Annotated in this window: 23 protein-coding genes; 14 read left to right on the top strand and 9 right to left on the bottom strand. The window is 66.5% G+C overall.

What is annotated here, in order from left to right:
* The first annotated feature begins 57 nt into the window (after positions 1-57).
* The gene (locus tag WV31_RS10965; RefSeq protein WP_085373613.1) at positions 58-1,512 is read left to right on the top strand and encodes a hypothetical protein; all 1,455 of its coding nucleotides are present in this window, start codon (positions 58-60) and stop codon (positions 1,510-1,512) included.
* Positions 1,513-1,544: 32 nt separating this feature from the next.
* Here WV31_RS10965 and WV31_RS10960 read toward each other — a convergent pair whose 3' ends face one another.
* Together WV31_RS10960 and WV31_RS10955 are read right to left on the bottom strand one after the other, a co-directional pair.
* Complete coding sequence (locus tag WV31_RS10960) at positions 1,545-1,880, bottom strand: hypothetical protein (protein ID WP_068438392.1); 336 nt, start codon at positions 1,878-1,880, stop codon at positions 1,545-1,547.
* A gap of 11 nt (positions 1,881-1,891) precedes the next feature.
* The gene (locus WV31_RS10955) at positions 1,892-2,359 is read right to left on the bottom strand and encodes a hypothetical protein (protein WP_085373612.1); all 468 of its coding nucleotides are present in this window, start codon (positions 2,357-2,359) and stop codon (positions 1,892-1,894) included.
* A gap of 173 nt (positions 2,360-2,532) precedes the next feature.
* Between WV31_RS10955 and WV31_RS10950 the strand changes: the two genes are divergently transcribed.
* Entirely contained in the window at positions 2,533-3,717 is a 1,185-nt protein-coding gene (locus tag WV31_RS10950; protein WP_085373611.1) for a hypothetical protein, read from the top strand.
* Positions 3,718-3,745: 28 nt separating this feature from the next.
* Here the strand turns inward: WV31_RS10950 and WV31_RS10945 are convergent, their stop codons facing one another.
* From WV31_RS10945 to WV31_RS10925, 6 genes are all read right to left on the bottom strand, one after another.
* Entirely contained in the window at positions 3,746-4,273 is a 528-nt protein-coding gene (locus WV31_RS10945; protein WP_145980839.1) for a hypothetical protein, read from the bottom strand.
* Between the two features lie 36 nt (positions 4,274-4,309).
* Positions 4,310-5,791: an ankyrin repeat domain-containing protein gene (locus WV31_RS10940; protein ID WP_168185918.1), complete on the bottom strand. Its 1,482-nt coding sequence runs from the start codon at positions 5,789-5,791 to the stop codon at positions 4,310-4,312.
* The gene (locus WV31_RS22105; protein WP_168185917.1) at positions 5,778-6,476 is read right to left on the bottom strand and encodes a hypothetical protein; all 699 of its coding nucleotides are present in this window, start codon (positions 6,474-6,476) and stop codon (positions 5,778-5,780) included. Before WV31_RS22105 ends, WV31_RS10940 begins: the two co-directional genes overlap by 14 nt.
* A 93-nt stretch (positions 6,477-6,569) precedes the next feature.
* Complete coding sequence (locus WV31_RS10935) at positions 6,570-7,142, bottom strand: hypothetical protein (RefSeq protein ID WP_085373608.1); 573 nt, start codon at positions 7,140-7,142, stop codon at positions 6,570-6,572.
* A 48-nt stretch (positions 7,143-7,190) separates the two neighbouring features.
* Entirely contained in the window at positions 7,191-7,811 is a 621-nt protein-coding gene (locus tag WV31_RS10930; protein ID WP_085373607.1) for a hypothetical protein, read from the bottom strand.
* 111 nt (positions 7,812-7,922) lie between these two features.
* The gene (locus tag WV31_RS10925; RefSeq protein ID WP_085373606.1) at positions 7,923-9,146 is read right to left on the bottom strand and encodes an ISL3 family transposase; all 1,224 of its coding nucleotides are present in this window, start codon (positions 9,144-9,146) and stop codon (positions 7,923-7,925) included.
* A gap of 234 nt (positions 9,147-9,380) precedes the next feature.
* On the opposite strand from WV31_RS10925, the gene WV31_RS10920 reads away from it, so the two are divergent.
* The 5 genes from WV31_RS10920 (at position 9,381) to WV31_RS10900 (ending at position 12,129) form a co-directional block, all read left to right on the top strand.
* Positions 9,381-9,710: a hypothetical protein gene (locus tag WV31_RS10920; RefSeq protein WP_068438416.1), complete on the top strand. Its 330-nt coding sequence runs from the start codon at positions 9,381-9,383 to the stop codon at positions 9,708-9,710.
* Positions 9,711-9,792: 82 nt separating this feature from the next.
* Complete coding sequence (locus tag WV31_RS10915; RefSeq protein WP_068438420.1) at positions 9,793-10,017, top strand: hypothetical protein; 225 nt, start codon at positions 9,793-9,795, stop codon at positions 10,015-10,017.
* Positions 10,018-10,127: 110 nt separating this feature from the next.
* A complete protein-coding gene (locus WV31_RS10910; RefSeq protein WP_085373605.1) occupies positions 10,128-10,814 on the top strand; it encodes a hypothetical protein in 687 nt (228 codons plus the stop codon).
* A 100-nt stretch (positions 10,815-10,914) separates the two neighbouring features.
* Positions 10,915-11,535: a hypothetical protein gene (locus WV31_RS10905; protein ID WP_085373604.1), complete on the top strand. Its 621-nt coding sequence runs from the start codon at positions 10,915-10,917 to the stop codon at positions 11,533-11,535.
* Positions 11,536-11,682: 147 nt separating this feature from the next.
* Positions 11,683-12,129, top strand: a complete 447-nt coding sequence (locus WV31_RS10900; protein WP_145980838.1) for a hypothetical protein — start codon at positions 11,683-11,685, stop codon at positions 12,127-12,129.
* A 116-nt stretch (positions 12,130-12,245) separates the two neighbouring features.
* Here the strand turns inward: WV31_RS10900 and WV31_RS10895 are convergent, their stop codons facing one another.
* Entirely contained in the window at positions 12,246-12,638 is a 393-nt protein-coding gene (locus tag WV31_RS10895) for a hypothetical protein (RefSeq protein WP_085373602.1), read from the bottom strand.
* Positions 12,639-12,928: 290 nt separating this feature from the next.
* On the opposite strand from WV31_RS10895, the gene WV31_RS10890 reads away from it, so the two are divergent.
* From WV31_RS10890 to WV31_RS10860, 7 genes are all read left to right on the top strand, one after another.
* Positions 12,929-13,306 carry a hypothetical protein gene (locus WV31_RS10890; protein WP_085373601.1) on the top strand — a complete coding sequence of 126 codons (378 nt, stop codon included), beginning with the start codon at positions 12,929-12,931 and terminating at the stop codon, positions 13,304-13,306.
* A gap of 105 nt (positions 13,307-13,411) precedes the next feature.
* Positions 13,412-13,900 (top strand): hypothetical protein, encoded by a 489-nt coding sequence (locus WV31_RS10885; RefSeq protein ID WP_085373600.1) that lies wholly within the window; start codon positions 13,412-13,414, stop codon positions 13,898-13,900.
* Positions 13,897-14,199, top strand: a complete 303-nt coding sequence (locus tag WV31_RS10880) for a hypothetical protein (protein ID WP_085373599.1) — start codon at positions 13,897-13,899, stop codon at positions 14,197-14,199. Before WV31_RS10885 ends, WV31_RS10880 begins: the two co-directional genes overlap by 4 nt.
* On the top strand, positions 14,189-14,545 hold the full coding sequence (locus tag WV31_RS10875) for a hypothetical protein (protein WP_085373598.1): 357 nt from the start codon (positions 14,189-14,191) through the stop codon (positions 14,543-14,545). Before WV31_RS10880 ends, WV31_RS10875 begins: the two co-directional genes overlap by 11 nt.
* Positions 14,546-14,679: 134 nt before the next feature.
* Entirely contained in the window at positions 14,680-16,263 is a 1,584-nt protein-coding gene (locus tag WV31_RS10870) for an Eco57I restriction-modification methylase domain-containing protein (RefSeq protein WP_085373597.1), read from the top strand.
* 94 nt (positions 16,264-16,357) lie between these two features.
* The gene (locus tag WV31_RS10865) at positions 16,358-17,377 is read left to right on the top strand and encodes an Eco57I restriction-modification methylase domain-containing protein (protein ID WP_068438444.1); all 1,020 of its coding nucleotides are present in this window, start codon (positions 16,358-16,360) and stop codon (positions 17,375-17,377) included.
* A gap of 204 nt (positions 17,378-17,581) precedes the next feature.
* A complete protein-coding gene (locus WV31_RS10860) occupies positions 17,582-18,517 on the top strand; it encodes a hypothetical protein (RefSeq protein WP_145980837.1) in 936 nt (311 codons plus the stop codon).
* Positions 18,518-18,548 lie beyond the last annotated feature (31 nt).

The following is an 18,548-nucleotide window of genomic DNA, read 5'->3' as shown; positions in this document are numbered from 1 at the left end:
GGACAGCCATGCCGCTCGGCGGCAATATGCGCGAGGAAATCGGCGGGAGGGTGCGGCGTGAATCCAGCGGGAAAATCCGGAACAGGGAAACGGGTCTCCGCTCTTGCGGACATCGAGGCGCTGGATGGCGATGAACTCGCGGCCGTCGCGTCAGGCAGTGCGCGCAAGCGCATCCTCGTCGCTCGGCGCAGCCGACCGCTTCCGGATCGGATCATCGACGCCTTGGCCCTCGACACGGACGTGACCGTTCGCCTGGCCATCGCCGCGCGCGAGCAGCCTTTGACTGAGCGCGCCATCCGCGCGATGGCTGCCGATGCGAAGCAATCGGTTCGCAGTGCCGTCGCCATTCGCAGGCAGGATCTGCCTGATGATGTCCTGTCTTCGCTTGCTGCCGATGACGCAGGTGCGGTTCGCCGTTCGGTCGCATGGCGCCCGATGCCGATGCCGGAATCGATCATGAGCGCCCTGGCGAGCGATGCGGACATCGACGTGCGAACCGGCATCGCCGGCAGGAAGCTGGAGGTGCCGGACCGAATCCTTCTTGCCCTGTCCTCCGATAGGAGCAGCTATGTCCGCTGTACCGTTGCAGGCAGGGGCTCCGAGGGGTTTCCATTGGCTGAACCCGTCCTTGCCTCGCTCGCCGCGAATGCCGATGCGGATGTTTGCAAGCGCCTGCTGGAATACGAAAGCCTGCCGGAGTCGGCGCTTGCCATCCTTTCAGCCCACGAGCGGGTGGATGTTCGGAAGATGGTCGCCGCCCATGTCATGCTGCCCAAGCACATCATCCGATTGTTGGCGGCGGACACGGAAGATGAGGTGCGCTGGGTCGTCGCCCAGCGAAAGGAGGACCTGGAAATCGACGTCCTCTCGTCTCTGATCTTCAATCAGAGATATATGGAAATCGACGACCACTCGCCTCCGTTCTTCTATTCGACCTATGGCGCGCATTGGGCAATCGATCGAGAACAGATGCTGCCGGAGCCTCTCATCGAAGCGATTGCGGAGCATCCGCGTCTCCATGAGTCGCTCGCGGCCAGCAAGCAGCCGCTGTCCGAGAGGATCCTGGAGATATTGGCCGCCAGCATCGACGAATGCGCCAGGGCAGCGATCTCACGGAGAGGACGCCTATTGCCGGAGCGCATGATCATCGCTCTGGCCGGCGATGAAGCCCTCGGCGTGAGAGCTGCCCTTGCTCAACAGGAAGATTTGCCGGAACAGGTGTTCCTCGCTTTGGCGACGGACGTGGAGGATTACGTTCGGTATTTCATCGCCACGAACCGCCATGCCCCGTTCAAGGCCATCGCCAGGCTGTTCGCCGCGGAATCGCTCAGGGAACCGCCTTGCGGCGATAGGCAGGAGGAGCGGGCGGAGACCATCCGCGAATGGCTGGATGCGCGGATCTCGCGGTACAACGCCCAGGAGAGGCTCGATTTCGACCTGCTGGTCGAGGAGACGAAGGCCGAGCTGCAGGCCGCAGCAAAGGCCGGCGCTCGCTCCTCCCAGCGGTCGTAGCGACTGGCAAGGGCGGCCCCCGGAAGGCGGCTTCAGCCCGGGGACCGGGCTTCGAGCTCGGCGATGCGGGCTTCCAGGTCGCGGATGCGCGCTCCCTTGTCGCGGATGACATCCGCCATGCGCCAGACGATCCGGGTTCCACGGGGCTGGTCGGCCAGCGCGAGATCGTCGGCGACCGTCGCGGCCGCGAGGATGACGTCGGAGACGATGGCGGGCGCGGAGTTCTGCCCGCCCTTCCATTTGCGCATCTTGCGGCCTTCGACCCCGAGGCCGTCGGCCAGGCTGGCGGTGGTCATCTCCTGTCCCCGCGCGGTGGCTGCGCCAGGGTAGAGGATGCGGGCTGCGGTGTTGAATTCGTCGTGTTCCATGGCGGTCCTCCTCAGGGTGCGATGCTCCATCCGAGCTTCCTCAACGCGGTGCTGAGGCGGACGGATGGGATGGATGTGAGGTCGCTGCGATCCCTCATCCTCTCGGCGACGAAGAGGAAGGCGGGGATGCCGGCTTCGCCGATGAGCATCTTGGCCGCATGGAGGGCGCGCTTCATCCCGACGACTTCCCGGGCCGTGGCGGAGCTGGCGGAAATGGTCTCCACCACCCATCCAAGCTCCTCCTGCTTCTCCTCGCAGCGCCAGTACCCTCTTTCCAGCCAAGGCTCGGAGACGAGATCCTTCGCCAGGTCCAGCGCCTCGTCGATGTCGCCGCGCCGCAGGGCGCGACCGGTCGCGGCTGGAAGGGGGACGCGGAATGCGGTGGCGCGCCGACGGTCCAGCGCGCTCAGGCTGATCTCGCGGCTCGCGATCGGCGCGAGCGCATGCGGTTCGAGGGTGCGGAGCCGTGTGGTCGCCATGTCGTCCTCCTGCGGCGTGATTGCCTATTAAGAAGGTAGGGCGATTCGCCCTAGCATCAACCCCTCGCAGGCGCATTCTTCGCTTTTTCCTGAAGCATTTCCGAAGGAATCCCGCCCCCTCGACTTCAGGCCCCTTCTGCTCCAGATCGATCATGACGGGACAGGAGGCGGCCATGGCGATCATCCGGTTGGGCGAATGCGACGGACTCGATGATTGGCGGTGGCGGTTCGATGCGGCGGCCTTCTCCCGCAGGCCGGGTTCGGTCCTCGCCGTGGGGGCCGAGCTGCTTTCGGAAGCGTCCAGCGGGTCCGTGGATCCGGGCTCCCTGCTGCTGCTCGCGGAGGGCGGAGCGAAAGGAAAGCCCCGCACCCTGGTGCTGCGCTGGGGAGGCGGAGCGGACCCCGATCGTCTTGCCGCGATCCGGGAGGCGGTGAAGTCCCTCGGCGGCCGATACAACGGCTACGCCAAGACCTGGACCATCGACGACGGCGCGGCGGCGGATGCTGTTCTGGCCGCTCTGTCCCCGTGGTTCTCCCATGCCTTCGATCTCCGCTCGGGCGTCCTCCATGCGCTCGGCGGCGCGCCTGCGCTTCCCGTGGCCGGACATGGGCTGCTGCCGGAGATGCGGCTCTTCGAGTTCCGGGCCGTGGCCGAGGCCCTGGAGGATGCCGGCGTCGAGCTGCGTTCCGATCGGTTCGAGGTCTACGATCGCATGGAGGACCGGTGCGGCTTCCTCTCCATCGCGCCATGGGCGGACGGATCCGAGCGGTGCGGCTTCCCGACGCGCCACGGGCTGGTTCTTCTCCGTGCGCACCAGTCCGGCAGCTCGCATCGCGTCCTGGTCTGGAACGTCGCGGAGCGGCGCATCGAGGAGCTGGCTTGGGCGAAGGGAGCGGTCCATCTGCTTGGACGCTTCGGGGAATCGCTGCGGGCCATCCGCGAGCCCGTGATCCTGCCGGGATACGGCCCGGATTGCGGCATCGACTCCCTCCTCCGCCTGGCGGAGGACGCCTTCGAATGGCATACCGGCTTCCGCCTGCGCTTCGAGGATGCGCGCATCTTCCCCGACGAGGGCCCGGCCTTCGTGGAGACGCTGAAGCCTGTCCGCCTGGACGGGGAGGAGATCGAGCGCCTTTGGGCGTCGATGGACGAGGACCGGGCGCACTGCATCATGGAGCTGGTGTTCGGGGCGGTCGCCCGCGAGCTGGACCGATCGGAGGCCGCATCGGCCGGCATGTCCGAGGAGGAATGGCGGCTGGAGGGCCTGCTGCATGGGCTGGCCACCACCGGGGCCGATGCCCTGCTGTCTCCGGCGCTGCGGCGGTGCCTGTTCCCCCAGGAAGGCTCCCTCGCCTGATCGCCGGCATTGATGCCGTGCAGGCGGGCTACCGGATGCCGTCCAGAACGGCACGCAGGGCCATCTCGAACTCCAGCCTCTCGTGGGCGCTGGCTTCCTTCGGCTCCCAGAGGATGCGCAGGATCAAAGGGTCGGGAAGCTCGATCAGGATATCGGAAGGCACTCGGGCCAGATTCTCGACGGGAATGTGATCTCCCAGCGGACGCACGGCGCCTGCATTCAGATCCCTTCCGATCGCTTCGCGCCAGCGGGCGTGGATCCTGCTGGTGCCCTCGCCGAATTCCTCGACCGTAGCGGCGACCATTTTGCCGGCGATCCTGTCCGGCGCGATCGCCATGAAGGGCGGGCTGGAGTCTCCGGGGGCTTCCTCGGACATCAGGTCGGCCGCGAAGGAGCTCCATGCGCCGTCGAAGCGATGGGTGTGGTAGCGCAGCACGGCTGCGGCGCCGGGAATGTCCGGAAGGCCGAAGGCCACCGCGTCGTCATCGCCCATGGGCACCAGGGTGGCCAGGCGGCGGGCCGCGGCGAGGAAGCGGATGGATGGCAGGGATGGCATGGAGGCTCCTTTGCGCTCCATGCGACATGGTGCGGATCAGGCGCTCCGTCCTGATTTCGGCGCGGGAATCCCGGCAAGGTCGAAGTCGGATAGTACCTCCAGCTCTTCCCCAGCGGTGAGGTCGGCCCGGGCGAGCCATTCCCTGGCGATGGCGGAGAGGGCTGCGGCCAGTCCAACCCGGATCGGCTGCTCTCCGGTTTCGGCCTTGCGGCTGCCGGCTGCCCGCAGGATGGCGCGGGACGTCTCCATGAGCCGATGCAGATGGCTTTTCTGCCGTTTGGCCTGCTCCTCCTCCAGCCCCTTCGTCGAGGCGGCGTTCGTCCACAGGAAAAGCGCTTCCTTGAGGTCGGCATCGAGGCGCGCGGAGATCGCGTCGCGGAAGGCGGCGCTTCCGGCGCAGGCGATGACGGGCCAGCGTTCCGGCGGAATCATCAGAAGGATCGCGTCGGTTCCCATGGCGCCGTCGTACTGGGGATGGCGCTGCGCGAGGGCGCGGATGGCGAGGTTCGCGGCGGATGGGAGGAGGTCGTCGGGAAGGGCTTCTGAGCGCAGGATGGCGGCCATCGGCCAGGGAAGCGGCGCTTCGCCTTCCAGGGCGGCTTCCCATTCCGCCAGGTGGGCGGCGATGCTCTCCCGAGAAGCGTTGGCGTCGGATCGGAGGAGCAATGCCCTCTCTTCGAGCGGGCTGTGCCGATATGACGCGATGGGGCTTTTCCTGGTCCGCAGCAGATCCCGGATCTTCGGCGCTGCCGCGCCCAGCCTCTCCCAGGCGGTCGTGCCGTCCGGGCCCTCGGCCGCGTCGGGATCGGCGCCGGCCTCCACGAGGAGGCGGAAGCAATGATAGGCCGGATGGATGGCGATCAGATCCGTTCCGACGGCTTCGAGCTGCTCGGCCGCCCGCGCCAGCGGGGATTCGGCCCGGGGCTCCACGAGGCCCATGCCTTGCGCCTGGCGGCGGCGCGTTGGCAGCCGCTGGATCTCCATTCCTTCCGCGGGATGGACTCCCTGGGCGAGCAGGGTCGCCACGATCTTCGGATCGTCGTAGGCGGCGTACCAGAGAAGGGAGCCGGAAGCGCCATGGATGCGGGGGTCCAGTCCTTCCTGGAGCATGGCCAGCACCGCCGTTCCATGCCCCTCGGTGAGGGCATGCTCCGGCGCATTGAGGGGATGGCAGGCGCATCCCTTCTCCACGAGACCGGCCTGGGCGCCCCGGCGGACCAGGAGCCGGGCCGAGGCCCAGTCGTCCTTCCGGTTCCTCTGGACGGCGATGTGGAGGGGAGTGAGGGCTTCCTCGTTGAGCGCGTCGATGTCGGCTCCGGCGTCGATCAGCGCTTCGAGGATGCGGATGCCGGTATCGCCGCCGATGGAGGCCGCGACGTGGATGGGTAGATTGTCGCCGCTTCGGATGTCCCAAGCATCCGGCGGCACTCCATCCTTCAGGAGCCGCGCGACGGCTTCCGGATCCTTCGCCCGAATCGCGGTATGCAGCGCGGCGGCATGCTTCCTATCCATGCTCATCCCGCTCGTTCTCCAGGACTTCGTCGCCGTAAACGCGACGCTGGACGCCCTCGTTCGTGCCTGCGTCGTAGAGCGCGAAGGGCGGATCGTCGGCGCTTCCGTTGAACCAGCCGGTCCCTTCGAACGTATCGCCCTCGTCGTAGCAGTCGATCTCGAACGCGATCTTCGGCCAGCGGTCCGCCAGCTTTTCGAAGATAGGTATGGGGAAGTACCAAGCCGTGTTGAACCGGAACTCGAATCGCGGGCCAGCCTCAGCAGGATCGGTTTCGCTGTAGTCGTAGGAACTCCACTTGGTTCCCCAGGACTCATTGGTCCATTCCATCCAATTGGCATGTCCTGTCTCAGCGAGAGCCTGCTTCGAGACGATGCCTTTCGCGAAATCCTCCGGCCGGTTCCGTTCGACCCAATCGAAGAGCTGCTCGGGGGTGCCGATCCCCTCCTTCATGACCCAGGGATATTCGAGATATCGCGCGGCCGCTTCTGCGTCCCTCATGGCCGCGACGAATCCGAGCTGGGCCTCGGGGGTCGCTTCGGTCGCCCTGATTGCGTCCGGCATGGGGATCACCGTGTCGAAGTCGAGGAACCGCTTTCCTTCCTGGTCCTCCCGGATGTGCGCTTGGAGGAAGGCGGCGATCTGTTCGGGCTCTCCATGGAGGACGACGCGGGTGGTGACGTGGTTCGGCAAGCGGCTTCCTCCATTGCGTGCCGCGTCGATGCTCCCTGCGGCTTTCGGATCGGCAGCCTACCCCGATCCATCCGGCGGCGCAAATCGCGAGGATCAGGCCGGCCCGCGGATGCCGACGGCTTCCAGCCGCGACAGGAGATCCAGACGCTCGGAGGAGCTTGGCGCGTTCGGTCCTTCCCCGGCGGCCATGATTTCCACGCCGATGAACAGCGCGTCGGCGATGCCGAATGGCTCGTTCTCGGCGCTGGCGAGGATGACGGGTGCGTCGCGTCGCTCGGCCTCGGCCAGGATGGCCATCAGCAGAGGGGCCACGCCTCCAGGGCCGGAGAGGATGCGGAGCGCGATGGCGTGCTGGACCGCGGAAGAGCCGTCGATCGCCAGGATGGCCAGCCGATCGAGGGGGAGATCCTTCGTCGTCAGGTGGGGTCCGTAGCGGCCTTCGTCGTCATGCCAGCGCACGGCCAGATCGGCGGCTTCCGCGAGACGGACCAGCGGGAGGTTGGGGTGGGACACCAGGGAGAGCAGCGCGAACGGGTCGGGCGTCTCGGCCGCCCGGCGCAGCAGATCGGCTGGCGCGTCTTCGGGCTGCGGCCAGGCGTCGAGCAGGCGCTCCAGCTCCTCGGCCGGCGTCGCCGGATCCGAACAGGCCCTTGCGATGTCCTCCATATCCGCCCCCGTGCTGCGCATCCTGGGGATTACATGGTGCTGATCCGGCTAGCGGTCGTACCAGACGACGATCCGGACAGCCGATGGGTCGGCTCGCCAGTCGATGAGTTTCTTGGAGGCCTTGATGCGTTCGAGCTTCTCATGGTTTGTCTCAGTGGCTCCATCGCCGAGATCCGACCAATCATCGGGGTAGCAGAGCCGATGCCTGTCATTGCGGTGCGGAGGCAGGATCTCATCCGCATGCCCTTCATGGAGGAAGTGGAGGACGCTGCCGCACCATTGCTCAAGGGCATGCTGGCGCGCTTGTTCCTCGGACCCCTCCTTCATGTCCAGGGATGGAAATCCCGCGACAGAGTCAAGTCCATGCCCATCGACCCATCCGGCGGAATGGGTCTCGGGGGCTTCTGCGAGGGCGATGGTGGTTTTCGCGGCATCCTTCGGCACGTCGGGGATCGCAAGCGGAGATTCAACGGCTCCCATGACGCCGGAGAGAGCGGGGAAGAGATCGTAGTCCCTGAAGTCGATTTCCCTTTCGGTTGCGCGGCTCGGGTCATCGTGCGGTACATTCCGCGCTGATCCCAAGGCCCAGCTCCGGTCCTCGCACGCGACGAGCCACCAGCGTCCTTCCGTATCGCGCCGCTCGATCGCCCAGTGGATGTCCGTGCCCATTCCGTCGCTCTTCGTACTCTCAGGGGGAGGCGATCCTACCAGAGGCGGCGGTTGCGGCAAAGCCAGGGCGTTTCGGCCGGCAATTACAATTGGCGACGGCTATTTTTTGGTTCATCGCCGAATTCCGGGGAAAGCGGCCCTGACCTTGAGGAAGAAGTAGTCGTCATCGCGGAAGCCATAGGCCATCCGCTTGATGACCTTGATCTTGTTGTTGATGCCCTCCAGCAGGCTGGTGTGGAGCGGCCATTGGCAGTGGGCGAGGATGCCTTCGAGATAGGGTTCGAGGCGTTTGGCGAAGAGGATGAGCGGCTTGACAGCACTGGCGAGGGCTCTCTCCTTCCAGGCTTGCCAAGCCTCCATGGCCGCCTTTGGATCGGTAAAACGCCAGAGTTCCTTGAGGTCGTCCTTCAGCACATAGGTGGTCATCAGCGCGGCATTGGCGGCCAGCAGTTCGTCGAGCCTGACCTTGTCCTCATCCCTGGGGATGTTGTCGCGATTGCGCAATAGCAGCCAGCGGGCAGTCTTGACCACCTTGCGGGCCTTCTTGTCGTGATGCAGGCGGTTGGCCTCGTCGACGCGGACGCGATCGATGACCTCGCGGCCATACTTGGCGACGACGTGGAAAAGATCGTAGACGATGGCGGCCTGGGGACAGTGGTGGCGGACTTCCTGTTCGAAGGCGGCATGCATGTCCATGGCGACCGCCGTGAGCGCCGCGCAGCCCTCCTTGCCGAGCAATTCGAAGAACGGGCGGACGCTGTCGCGCGAGCGCCCGCGCCCGACCCACAACACCCGCTTGGTGTGTGGCTCGACCACCACGGTGGCGTAGCGATGTCCCTTCTGGATGGCGAATTCGTCCATGGCGATCTCGCGGATACCGGCCAGGTCGACCGGCCCCAGCGTCTGGGCCAGATACTTCTTGTCGATAGCCTTGACCGTCGACCACGCCAGGCCGAAGAAGCCGGCCACCTGCTTGACCGGCAGGACGTGGCACAGCTTCGCCACGCTCTCGGCCAGTCGCGCCGTCACCCGCGCGTAGCGTCCCAGCCAGGCCAGCCGTTCCAGCCGGGGACCGCAGCGAGGGCAGGCCAGCCGGCAACGCGGCACCAGCAGCCAGGTCTCGGCATCAAGGATCGGCAGATCGCGCACCGCCCGGACGGTGCTCTCATGGACACCCTCAACTGTCTGCCCGCATCCCTCGCAGATCATCGCCCGACCGGGCTGGCCGGCCAGCGTGATCCAAATCGCCGGCTTGTGCCCCGAAACCCGCTCGACCTTTGCCACCCGGTAGCCTTCCCAGCCACCGAGCCATGCCGTAGCATCCTCCTTGGACAACGGTAGCTCCCTGATAGTCGGTGTGTTTGGCGACTACCAGTCTGTCAGAGGGCGCCGTTGTCCGCCTCTCCCTAACCCCTCATCCCGGAATTCGGCGATGAACCTATTTTTTCTGACGAAAGACGCAGAAAACCGCCGTTTTCCAGCCACCGGCCCTTGACGAATGGATACGATGTATCCATATCAACCTTAGGCGAACGAAACGCGAACGCCAGCGGAGAAGAGGAGGCGGAAATGTCCGACATGAAAGACAAGGCGACGATGGAAAACGTGCTGGCGGCGATCGAGCTGCTGGAGAAGGGTCGCATGAACGCCAAAAAGGCGGCCACGGCGTTCCGCGCCCAGATGGCCCTTGTCGCGAGCGGGAAGGAGCCCAAGCGCGAGGGAATGGCTGCGATCGCCGATGTTGGACTTGTCCGAATTTCCGGGCAAAACCCGGTCTCCCAATACGTTCGCCTGTGCAGGACGAGCAGAGGATTCAAGCGGAACGAAATCGACGCCTGCATTCTCGTGGCGGAGACATTGCAGGCAGCCCCCTTCATCGAGCTCGACGACACACTTTGATGACGTTTGGCGGGGCCTCGGCGGTTCGAGACCGCGCCCGCCACCGCTCCGAAAGTTCGGGAGCCAACAGGAGGGCCAAGCCATGTTCTACCGCTACACCGCATGGAACCGGGAAACGCACTACGGATGGACCACCAGTGAGGCCGTGGCGGAGGCCGCTCTTGAAGAGCTGAATCGTGATGGCGCCGAATACAGGATGGAAGCCATCGGGAAGGACGCGACGGACGATACGGGGTGCCCGCTGTCGAATTGGACCGGTCTCCTCACGACCGACGACACCACGCTCGACGATTTCGAGAGCGCCTGAAACCCTGGCGGGGCCGCAAGGGCCCGGGGCGTCGTGGCCCCATCGCCACCGCCCGGAATAGTCCGGGGCTTGAAATCCCTTCGGGGCGCCTCGCAGAAGGATGACGCACGATGCCCACGAACCGCGAACGCCTCATCGCCATCATGGAACGGGACGGCCTTTCCGAAAGGGACGTCGCCGCGATGGTCCAGGCACCTCCTGCGACCGTCCATGCCTGGGTGCGCCCGGAGAGCAACGCCGCGCACCGGAAAGTCAGCGATCGCGTCCTGCAGCTCCTTGACCTGGCGCTCGGCGCCCGCATCGAGTTCGACGTGGCCAAGGCGGCTGATGCGCTCGGAACAACGATCTCCATGGTCAAGCGCCTGGCGGAGCAGGCCACCATCATCCTCGATGGCGCCCTCTGGGCGGACCGGGCGGCCGGCGGCGAGCTGATGCGGCGTATACAGGCCGGCGAGGTGGTGGAGCTGCGCTTCGGAACCGCCCGCGCCCTGGCCTCTTCCGACTGGGCCTTCATTCCCGTGGCGAACGGACCGAAGACGATCCTCCTGGCAGCTCCGGCGCGGATCCTCGACGGCGAGGCTGGCCCAGTCCTCGACGCGCGGACCGGCGACTGGACGGATGCGCGCGCCAGGGCGAAGGCCGCGTCGGCCGCCACGCGGCTCAACGGGCTCAATGCCGAGGAAGCCCGGCTGGAAGCCCGCATCGTCGGGACCAGCGGGCGAGAGCGCGAGGGAATCGAGGCGGCGCTGCGCGCGAACCAGGCGGCCCGTAGCAGCCTGGATCTGGGAGGCGCTTGATCGTTGCTGCGTACCTGCCGGCCCCACGGGGACGCCGGCGTGGTCGAACCAAGGCACGCACCGCCCTCCGGGATGGCCGGGGGATTTCAGGAGGATCAGCATGTCCGGACGCATCGCCGCCTACACCGCCCTCCTCCCGATCGGCAACAAGCCGGCAGCCGAGATCACCGGCGCCGACGCGCAGCAGGTCCTCGCCGTCCTCGCCGAGGATCCCCGCGTGCGGTCCGCGCGCTGGCTCGAAGCCGAGCGCAGGATCGAGATCGATGCCACCGATTTCCAGGAGGGGCCGTTCGCCGGCGCGTTCTCCGTCGGCCGGGTCATCGGCCAGGCGTGCTGGACCAGCGACGGCTGGAGGGCCTTCCTCGCGGACAAGGCCGATCGCGAATCAAAGGCGAAGGCGGAGAGCGAGCTTGCCGGTGCGGCTGCCGAGGAAGAGCGGCGGGGCAATGTCGAAGCCCTGGCTCGTGCCGGATTCGCCGTCGGCGAGGTCATCGAGGTCGTCAATTGCATCTTCGCGGGGCGCTATTACGGAGACGAAGGAAGCCGCGCGGACCAGGCGTGGCGGGCGCATCTCCGCCTGGTCGCGTCCTGGAACTCGAGGCGAAAGGCTGCTCATTCCGGACGAGGCGGGTGCGAGCACATCGGGCACCTCGATCTCGGTCGCATTTACGGGTGTGCCCGTCGGTTCCAAGTTGAGGGAGGTGCAGCGGCGGCGGAGTAGGCCGCCTAAGGATCCTGCACCGCCTGCCGGCCCCTGCGGGGGATGCCGTCCTGGTCGGACCAAGGCGCGCACCGTTCTCCGGAGCGGCCGGAGGAGTCAAGAGGATCAACGTTGTGGTTGGGCTACCGCCGATCGTATCTTGGGACCATGGAGGAACGCCCGAGCCCGATTGCACCGCCCATTCCATTCCCGCTTCTTGCCGTCCGTATGGCGGAACGGCTTCCGGGTATTCCATGGACCATCGTGTTGCGGAGGGATTTCGCCGACCTCGGGAGCTATGCCCGGGTCGGGCGAGGCATCCAGAGGCTGGTTCACGACGGCCTGCTGATCCGCCTGGGCCAGGGCATATACACCAAGACCTGCATCGGCCCCGTGACGAAGAGGATCATACCGCCCGATGATCTCGTCTCCCTGACGAGGGAGGCCATGGAGAGGCTGGGCATCGGGGTGGGAATGAACTACTGGGAGAAGAAGTATTTCGCGCGCGAGACGGATCAGGTGCCGCTCGGCTTCGTCGTGGCGACGATGAGGCCGGTGCGCCGCAAGCTGTCCTGGGGCGGCCATACGATCACGTTCGTCCTCGACGGGGAATGAGTCTGCGATCGTCTGCCCCGTCAATGCGCTTTGGCGGTTCCGACCCAGCGATGTCCGCCTGCATGGGCGCGGATGGGCGGCAAACCATTGAATGGCCTGCCGCCCCGTTCCGGTGATCAGTGGCCCATGCTCTCCAGGATGGCGAGCGCCCTCTCGGCTTCTTGGCCAATGGCTGCGAGCTCCTTCATGATCCCATCGGCGTAGTGCTTGCCGATATCCTGGGCCTCTCCGGCGATGAATTCCTTCATGTCCTCGTGCCGCATGCTGCCGTCCTCAAGGCTCTCGATGATGTATTCGGCGGTCGTGCGCGGGTGGTGATCGTTCAGGGCGTATTCGGCCCGCTTCGCCATGTCCGCCGCAGCCTCGAAGTCCTTACTGTCCATCCCGGCCTTGCTGGCGATGTCTGATCCGAGGGCAATCATCCGGAAGCGGTCGCGAGAGCTCTCGGTGCTTCCGAGGATTCCGGCGAAGGCGAGGAGGATGGCGCGGGTCTCTTCGGTGCAGGTCATATCGGCTCTCCATCTTGGGGGATGGCGAGCCTATGGGGCCGCCCAGGATTGTGGACAAGCCCCGGCCGAAGATTCTTCGCTCGCTGAACGTGCCGCCGTCGGCCAGCCTCGGAAAAAGATCGGATCCTCTTCCGATTTCTGGCTCGAAGGGCTGTCAAGATAGGCGGAAAGCACCTATCTAGATCTTGAGGGCATGAGCCGCCCCATTGCGTGAGAGCTGAATCCGAGGCCTAGCGACCTCGGCGCGCACCACCCTCCGGAACGGCCGGAGGAAACAGGGAGACGGTTTCATGCGACGGTTCGCGGTGATGGCCTTGACCATCCTCACGGTGGCTTCTGCTCTGGCTCATTCGGCAGGGGCTGCCACCATCGACGTTGGCGTCCGCCGTGATGGGACAATCGTTGGCGAGGCGCCGCCCATCAGCACAGCAAGGGAGTCAGCGGAAGGGCTTGGCGCTTTCCGCGGCCATGAAGATGCCCGAAGGGCAGAAATCGCCAAACTGGAGCGTCAGATCGAAATGCTCCAGGATCGGCTGGACGGGATGGAATGGCGAAAGCAGCAGCTGGAAGCCATGGCCCCGAGGATGTCCAAGGAACAGCTTTGGCGCGCTTGCATGGCGTCCCAAGACAGCTTCGCCGATCCGAGGAACTGCGGCGCCTTGTGGTGAGGTGTTGAGCAAGCGCGCCGGCCGTCCAGTCGGCCCACCCGGGATACAAGCCCGGGGCGCGCTCCACCCTCCGGAAAGGCCGGAGGATCTAGGAAGGTTCATGACATGCCCCGCAATCTCGCCTCTTCCATCTTCCGGTGGGCATCTCTTGTTGCCATGGCCCCTCTTTGGGTGCCAGTGGCCATCCTCCACGACCGCCTCACCCTCGAAAAGCGGCGATCGCAGGCGGAGTCGCCGGACACTCCAGTGGAACGCCTCGAACGACTCGCAGAGGACAGCGATCGGCTGGTGCGCACGTTCGTCGCTCAGAATCCGACTGCTCCTCTGGACCTGATCTGCCGCATGGCCGATTGTCCGCCAAAGGCCCAGAGGATGCCCAAGGAATTGCTGCATGGGCCATACGACTTGGTGTGGCAGGCGGTGCTTTCCCGTTCGGATGCGGCTCATCTTCCGCTGGGTGTCCTCGCCCGATTCCATGAGGAAGGACTGCCGGACACGAGGGCCGAGGTCGTACGTCGCTTGAATGGCGCGAGCGCCCATGAGCGCTTGGAATGGGAGACGGCCCTTGCGTCCTTCCGGGAGCGTGTAGCATGACCCCCGTTGATATAGAGAGGATCGGGCAAGCCTTGTATCCGGGTGTCAGCTACCGCGGCCGCCCCGCTTGGCGCGCCTGGCTGGCCGATGGCCTGGAAGATGGCGGCCGCCCGCTGAACCGGCGCCGCGTCCGCGAATGGACCTCCGGCGCTGCAGCGATCCCCGCCGGCTTCGCCCAGCTCCTAGAGCTGGCTGAGCCGTTGGCCGACCGGCTCGCCCTGGCTACGCTCCCGCGCGGAACGCGGATCCGGGAGAGGATGGCGGAGGTGATTGCCCAGGGAGGCGGTCATGGACGGTGAGGCCCATCACAGCAGGCAGGCCACAAGGGAATTCGCGGATCACCTCAGGGCCGAAGTGCAGGCCGCCGAGGAAGAGCGACGCCGACATGTCTCCTCGGTGATGTTCCTTCTGGAACGCTTCCGCGCCGGCGAGCTCCTGTCGACGGACGACAAAGGCGCCTTCTTCGACCTCAACGAGGACGAACTGCCACTCTGGGCGATCCTCGCCCTCCTCGACGATGAGAACGAAATGCTCCGCGAGGGTGCCAAGGACCGGCTGGACGATCTGCACCCGTCCGCCCAAGAGCTCCTCGAAGCTCGCATCACGGCGGCGAGCATCCCGCCGGCCGAAGGCCGCCAGCAATAACGGTTGGCGGCCCTGATCCGGTGCCATGAGCCGGCCCGGAAAGAATCTCGCTCCCCCGATTTTGGTTTTCCGACCGACGACAGCACGTCCTCGCCCTCGGAGCCGGTGGGCTCCCCGGATGCGGGGGATTTTCAATGTCGAAGAAGCGTGTCGCCGCCCAGCGGGGCGGTGCGGATTGTCGTCCGTCAACGGATGCCAAGGCGCTGGGTGCTGTCTACACGCCGCGCTGGCTGGCCGAGCGGATGCTGGAGTGGGGCGGGGTGCCGGAGGATCCGTGGGGGCAGAGCTTCGCCGACATCGCTTGCGGTGATGGCGCCCTGCTGGAGCCCGTCGTGGAGCGCCTGTGCGACGCCGGCCGTGCTCGGGGGCTTGATGCCCTGGCCGTCGCCCAGGGCCTGAGGAAGGCCATCCTCGGCATGGATGTATCCGGACAGGCCATCGCGGCCTGCCGCGTCCGGCTGGATGCTGCAGCGGCGTCCCGAGGCGTCATCGGGGTGGATTGGGATCTGCGCGTCGGGGATGCGCTGGCCGAGGCCTTTCAGGAGGAGGTCCGGGGCACGCGGGATTTCGTGGTGGGCAATCCGCCCTACGTGCGCATCCAGAACCTCGCCCCAGAGCAGCGCCAGCGGGTCCAGTCCCTGCCTGTGTGCGCCAAGGGCGCCACCGACCTCTACGTGGCCTTCTTCGAGCTGGCGCACCGCATGCTGCGCACCGGCGGTCGTGCCGTCCTGCTCGCTCCCTCGTCCTGGCTCGCCTCGCGGACCGGGAAGGCCCTGCGCGAGGACATGGCCGATGGCCGGCTGCAGGTCGTCGTGCGCTTCGGCGAGCATCAGGTCTTCGAAGGCGCCACCGCCTATGTCGCGGTCGCCGTCGTCGAGAAGGGCCGGGCCGGGAAAGCCTTCCGGCTGATGGACTGGAACGGCGCCGATGCCGAGGACCGGGGTGAGGTGCCTTGCTCGGCGCTTCTGGCCGATGTGCCCGTGCTGGACGATGCCGAGGGTCGGCGGCGCCTGGCGGTGCTCGCTGGTCGTGGCGTGCCGCTGGGGAAGATGGCGCGGATCAGCGTCGGGCTGCTCACCCTGGCCGATGAGGTCTATGTCATGACTCGCCTGCACGATGACCCGGACACGGGCCTCACGCGCCTGCGGTGCCGGGACGGGCAGGAGGTCGAGATCGAGACCGGCCTGCTGCGGCGCGTCGTGAAGGCGTCGACGTGGAAGGGCGAGGACCAGCGGCTGGCCATCCTCTTCCCGTATTCGCGGGAGACCGGGCGTTCGGTCATCCTGGACGAGGAGCGCCTCGCCCGGGAATTCCCGAAGGGCTATGCCTACCTCGTAGTCAACCGCCGCCGGCTGGACGCCCGCGATCGCGGCAAGGCCAATCCGGTGGCGTGGTACACCTACGGGCGTTCGCAGGGGCTCGACACCGCCTTCGGCGTCCAGCTCCTCACTCCGCCCATGGCGAAGGCGCCGAGCTTCCGGCTTCAGCCCGATCCCGAGGCGGCCTTCTTCTCGGGCTACTCGGTCGTCCCGCATTCGGCGGACCCCGCCGCCCTCCAGTCCGTCCTCAACGGCGAGGATCTGGCCTTCTGGATCGAGCGCACGAGCAAGACGTTCCGCGGCGGGTTCCGGGCCTACACGAAGGCTTTCCTGAGCGGCTTCGGGGTTGTCCTTCCGATGGGCGGGGCCATGCAGCTGGCCTTGCCGCTGGCTGCCTGAAAAGAATCTTCCTCCCTCCGGATCGGGTTCTTTGACGTGAACACAACTCCGTGTCCTCGGAGCCGATGGGCTCCCCGGATACGGGGGAATTCCAATGTCGAAGGAATGCGCAGCGCCTTGCCACGGCAAGGTCGAGAAGGGACAATTCTTCACCAGGGCGAACCCATTCGGGCATGCCCGTTTCAAGGCCTGGGCGAAGGGAGCCGGGCTTCCCGACGTCGCCGTCCTTCTGGAGCCGTTTGCAGGCGCCGGGCATCTTCTTCGGCATCTCGCCGACGAGGGCCTGCTCGGGATGCACACCGCCTTCGACATCGAGCCGCAGGCCGACGGCATCGTCCAGCGGGACACGATCGCTGATTTCCCGGAGAACTTCGACGTGGTGGTGACCAATCCGCCCTACCTCGCGCGCAACTCGGCGGCACGTCGCGGCCTGTCCTTTCCCGAGGGCGCGCGGCACGACGACCTGTACAAGGAGGCCATCGCGCGTTGCCTCGACAACGCGGGCCATGTGGCCGCCATCATCCCCGCGTCCTTCCTCACCAGCGGACTGTTCCGCGAGCGTCTGGAGGCGGTCGTGTGCCTCGGCGCCGGGCTGTTCGACGACACGGAGCATCCGGTGTGCCTGGCGATGTGGGGACCGGGCCGGGGACGCGGCGACGTGTTCCTCGGCGAGGAACTGCTGGGGACCCTCGCCGATCTCGAGGCCATGCGGCCGCGGCCGCAACGGCGCCACAGCATGGCGTTCAACGCCCCCGACGGGGCCATCGGCCTCCGCGGCATCGACGGCACCCTCGGGGCCAGTATCCGCTTCGTCCGCGGCGGGGAGATCGACGGTGTGAGCTCCGCCTCGCGCTCGAACACGCGCATCGCGCTGGATGCGACCTTCTCCGCGGAGCAGGTCGATCTTATCATGGCGGCCGCGAACCGGATCCTGGGCACCCTGCGGGCCGGAACCGGCGATGTCCTACTCACGGCCTTCAAGGGAATCCGCAAGGATGGCCTGCTGCGTCGCCGCCTCGATTACGCCCTGGCCCGCGACATCCTCGACGTGGCGATCTCCGAGGTTTCCGCCACGGATGCGGCGGGCTCGGAGGAACTGCGGATGGCGGCCTAATCGGAGCCGTCAAAGACTATGGGCGGGCGGAAGGTCTGTGATCCCCTGGCGCTGGCGCATGGCAATATCATTTGACGGGCGCCAGACGCGGATCCTCGCGGAAATCAGCGTTTTAGGGGGTTGCCGGAATCGGGAATTGCTCCATATAGAACGTATAGGGAACGCGGCAGGGGCCGCACACCCGCAGACGGCATGGAGGCCGCGATGACCAAGACCGAATCCACCATTCCCGCCCTTCCTCTTCGCCCGACCGCACCGGCGGCCGCGGGCTTCGCTTGCTTCGTCAATGACTACCTGTGGGGCATTGGCGCCACCGAGGAGGAGGCCCGCGCCGATGCCGAGAGGCATACAGAGGATGGCTTCACGAAGCTCGACAGCGTGTCGGTCGCACCCTCCAGTGCGGCGCTCCTTGCGGAACCGGATTCCCACAGGGTCGAGATCCTCGCTGGATTGGCGGTCACCAAGGCCGAGGCGGCCGCCTACGAGGCTGCTCTATTCGACTGGGAAGAGGATGTGGAGGCGTGGATCGAGGCCGCCCGCCCCGGCTGGTCCCTCGCCCCGAATTTCGACGACGGCGACCTGTCCGAGGACGAGTACCGCGACCTGCTGGAGGCCATGGCCCGGTCCTTCTCCGAAGGGAACGCCCGGGTTCGGCTCACCAAGCGCACGGGAACGCCGGTCTGGGCCGATTCCGATGCACCGAGCCCCAACCTGTCCTGCTACTCGGATCGTGCCATCAAGGAGATCGGCAGGTGGATCGGCCACGAGGCCGCCGAGGATGCCCGGTTCCGCCTGATCAAGCCGCGGCAGGATGAGCTGGCGACGATCGCTTCGGCTATCTGGGAAGGCGGATGGAAGGATTCCCTCGCGCAGGAGCTCGGCATCGACCCGCGCCGTGTTCAGCGGTGGGCGGCTGGGGATGCCCGGGTGCCGATCCGAATCTTGGCCGAGATCAAGACAGGCCCCATCATGGCGAGGGCGAGGGCTGCGGCCAGCGCAGAGGTCAGCCGCCTCCGCACCCTGCTGGCCCGCGCCGAGAAGAAGGAGATCGAGCTCCAACTCGATGCCAACGCTCAGGCACTCGATGCCAACGCTCAGGCGAAAGCAGTACGTTTCGGGCTCGTCTGGCCGTTTCGGTAGGAAGGCCGCTTGTGGATCCTGTGCGCCGTCG

It is taken from the genome of Magnetospirillum sp. ME-1, from assembly GCF_002105535.1.
Classification (GTDB): Bacteria; Pseudomonadota; Alphaproteobacteria; order Rhodospirillales; family Magnetospirillaceae; genus Phaeospirillum.
The sequence above is the reverse complement of the archived record's forward strand: the minus strand, read 5'-3'. Positions and strand labels throughout refer to the sequence as shown.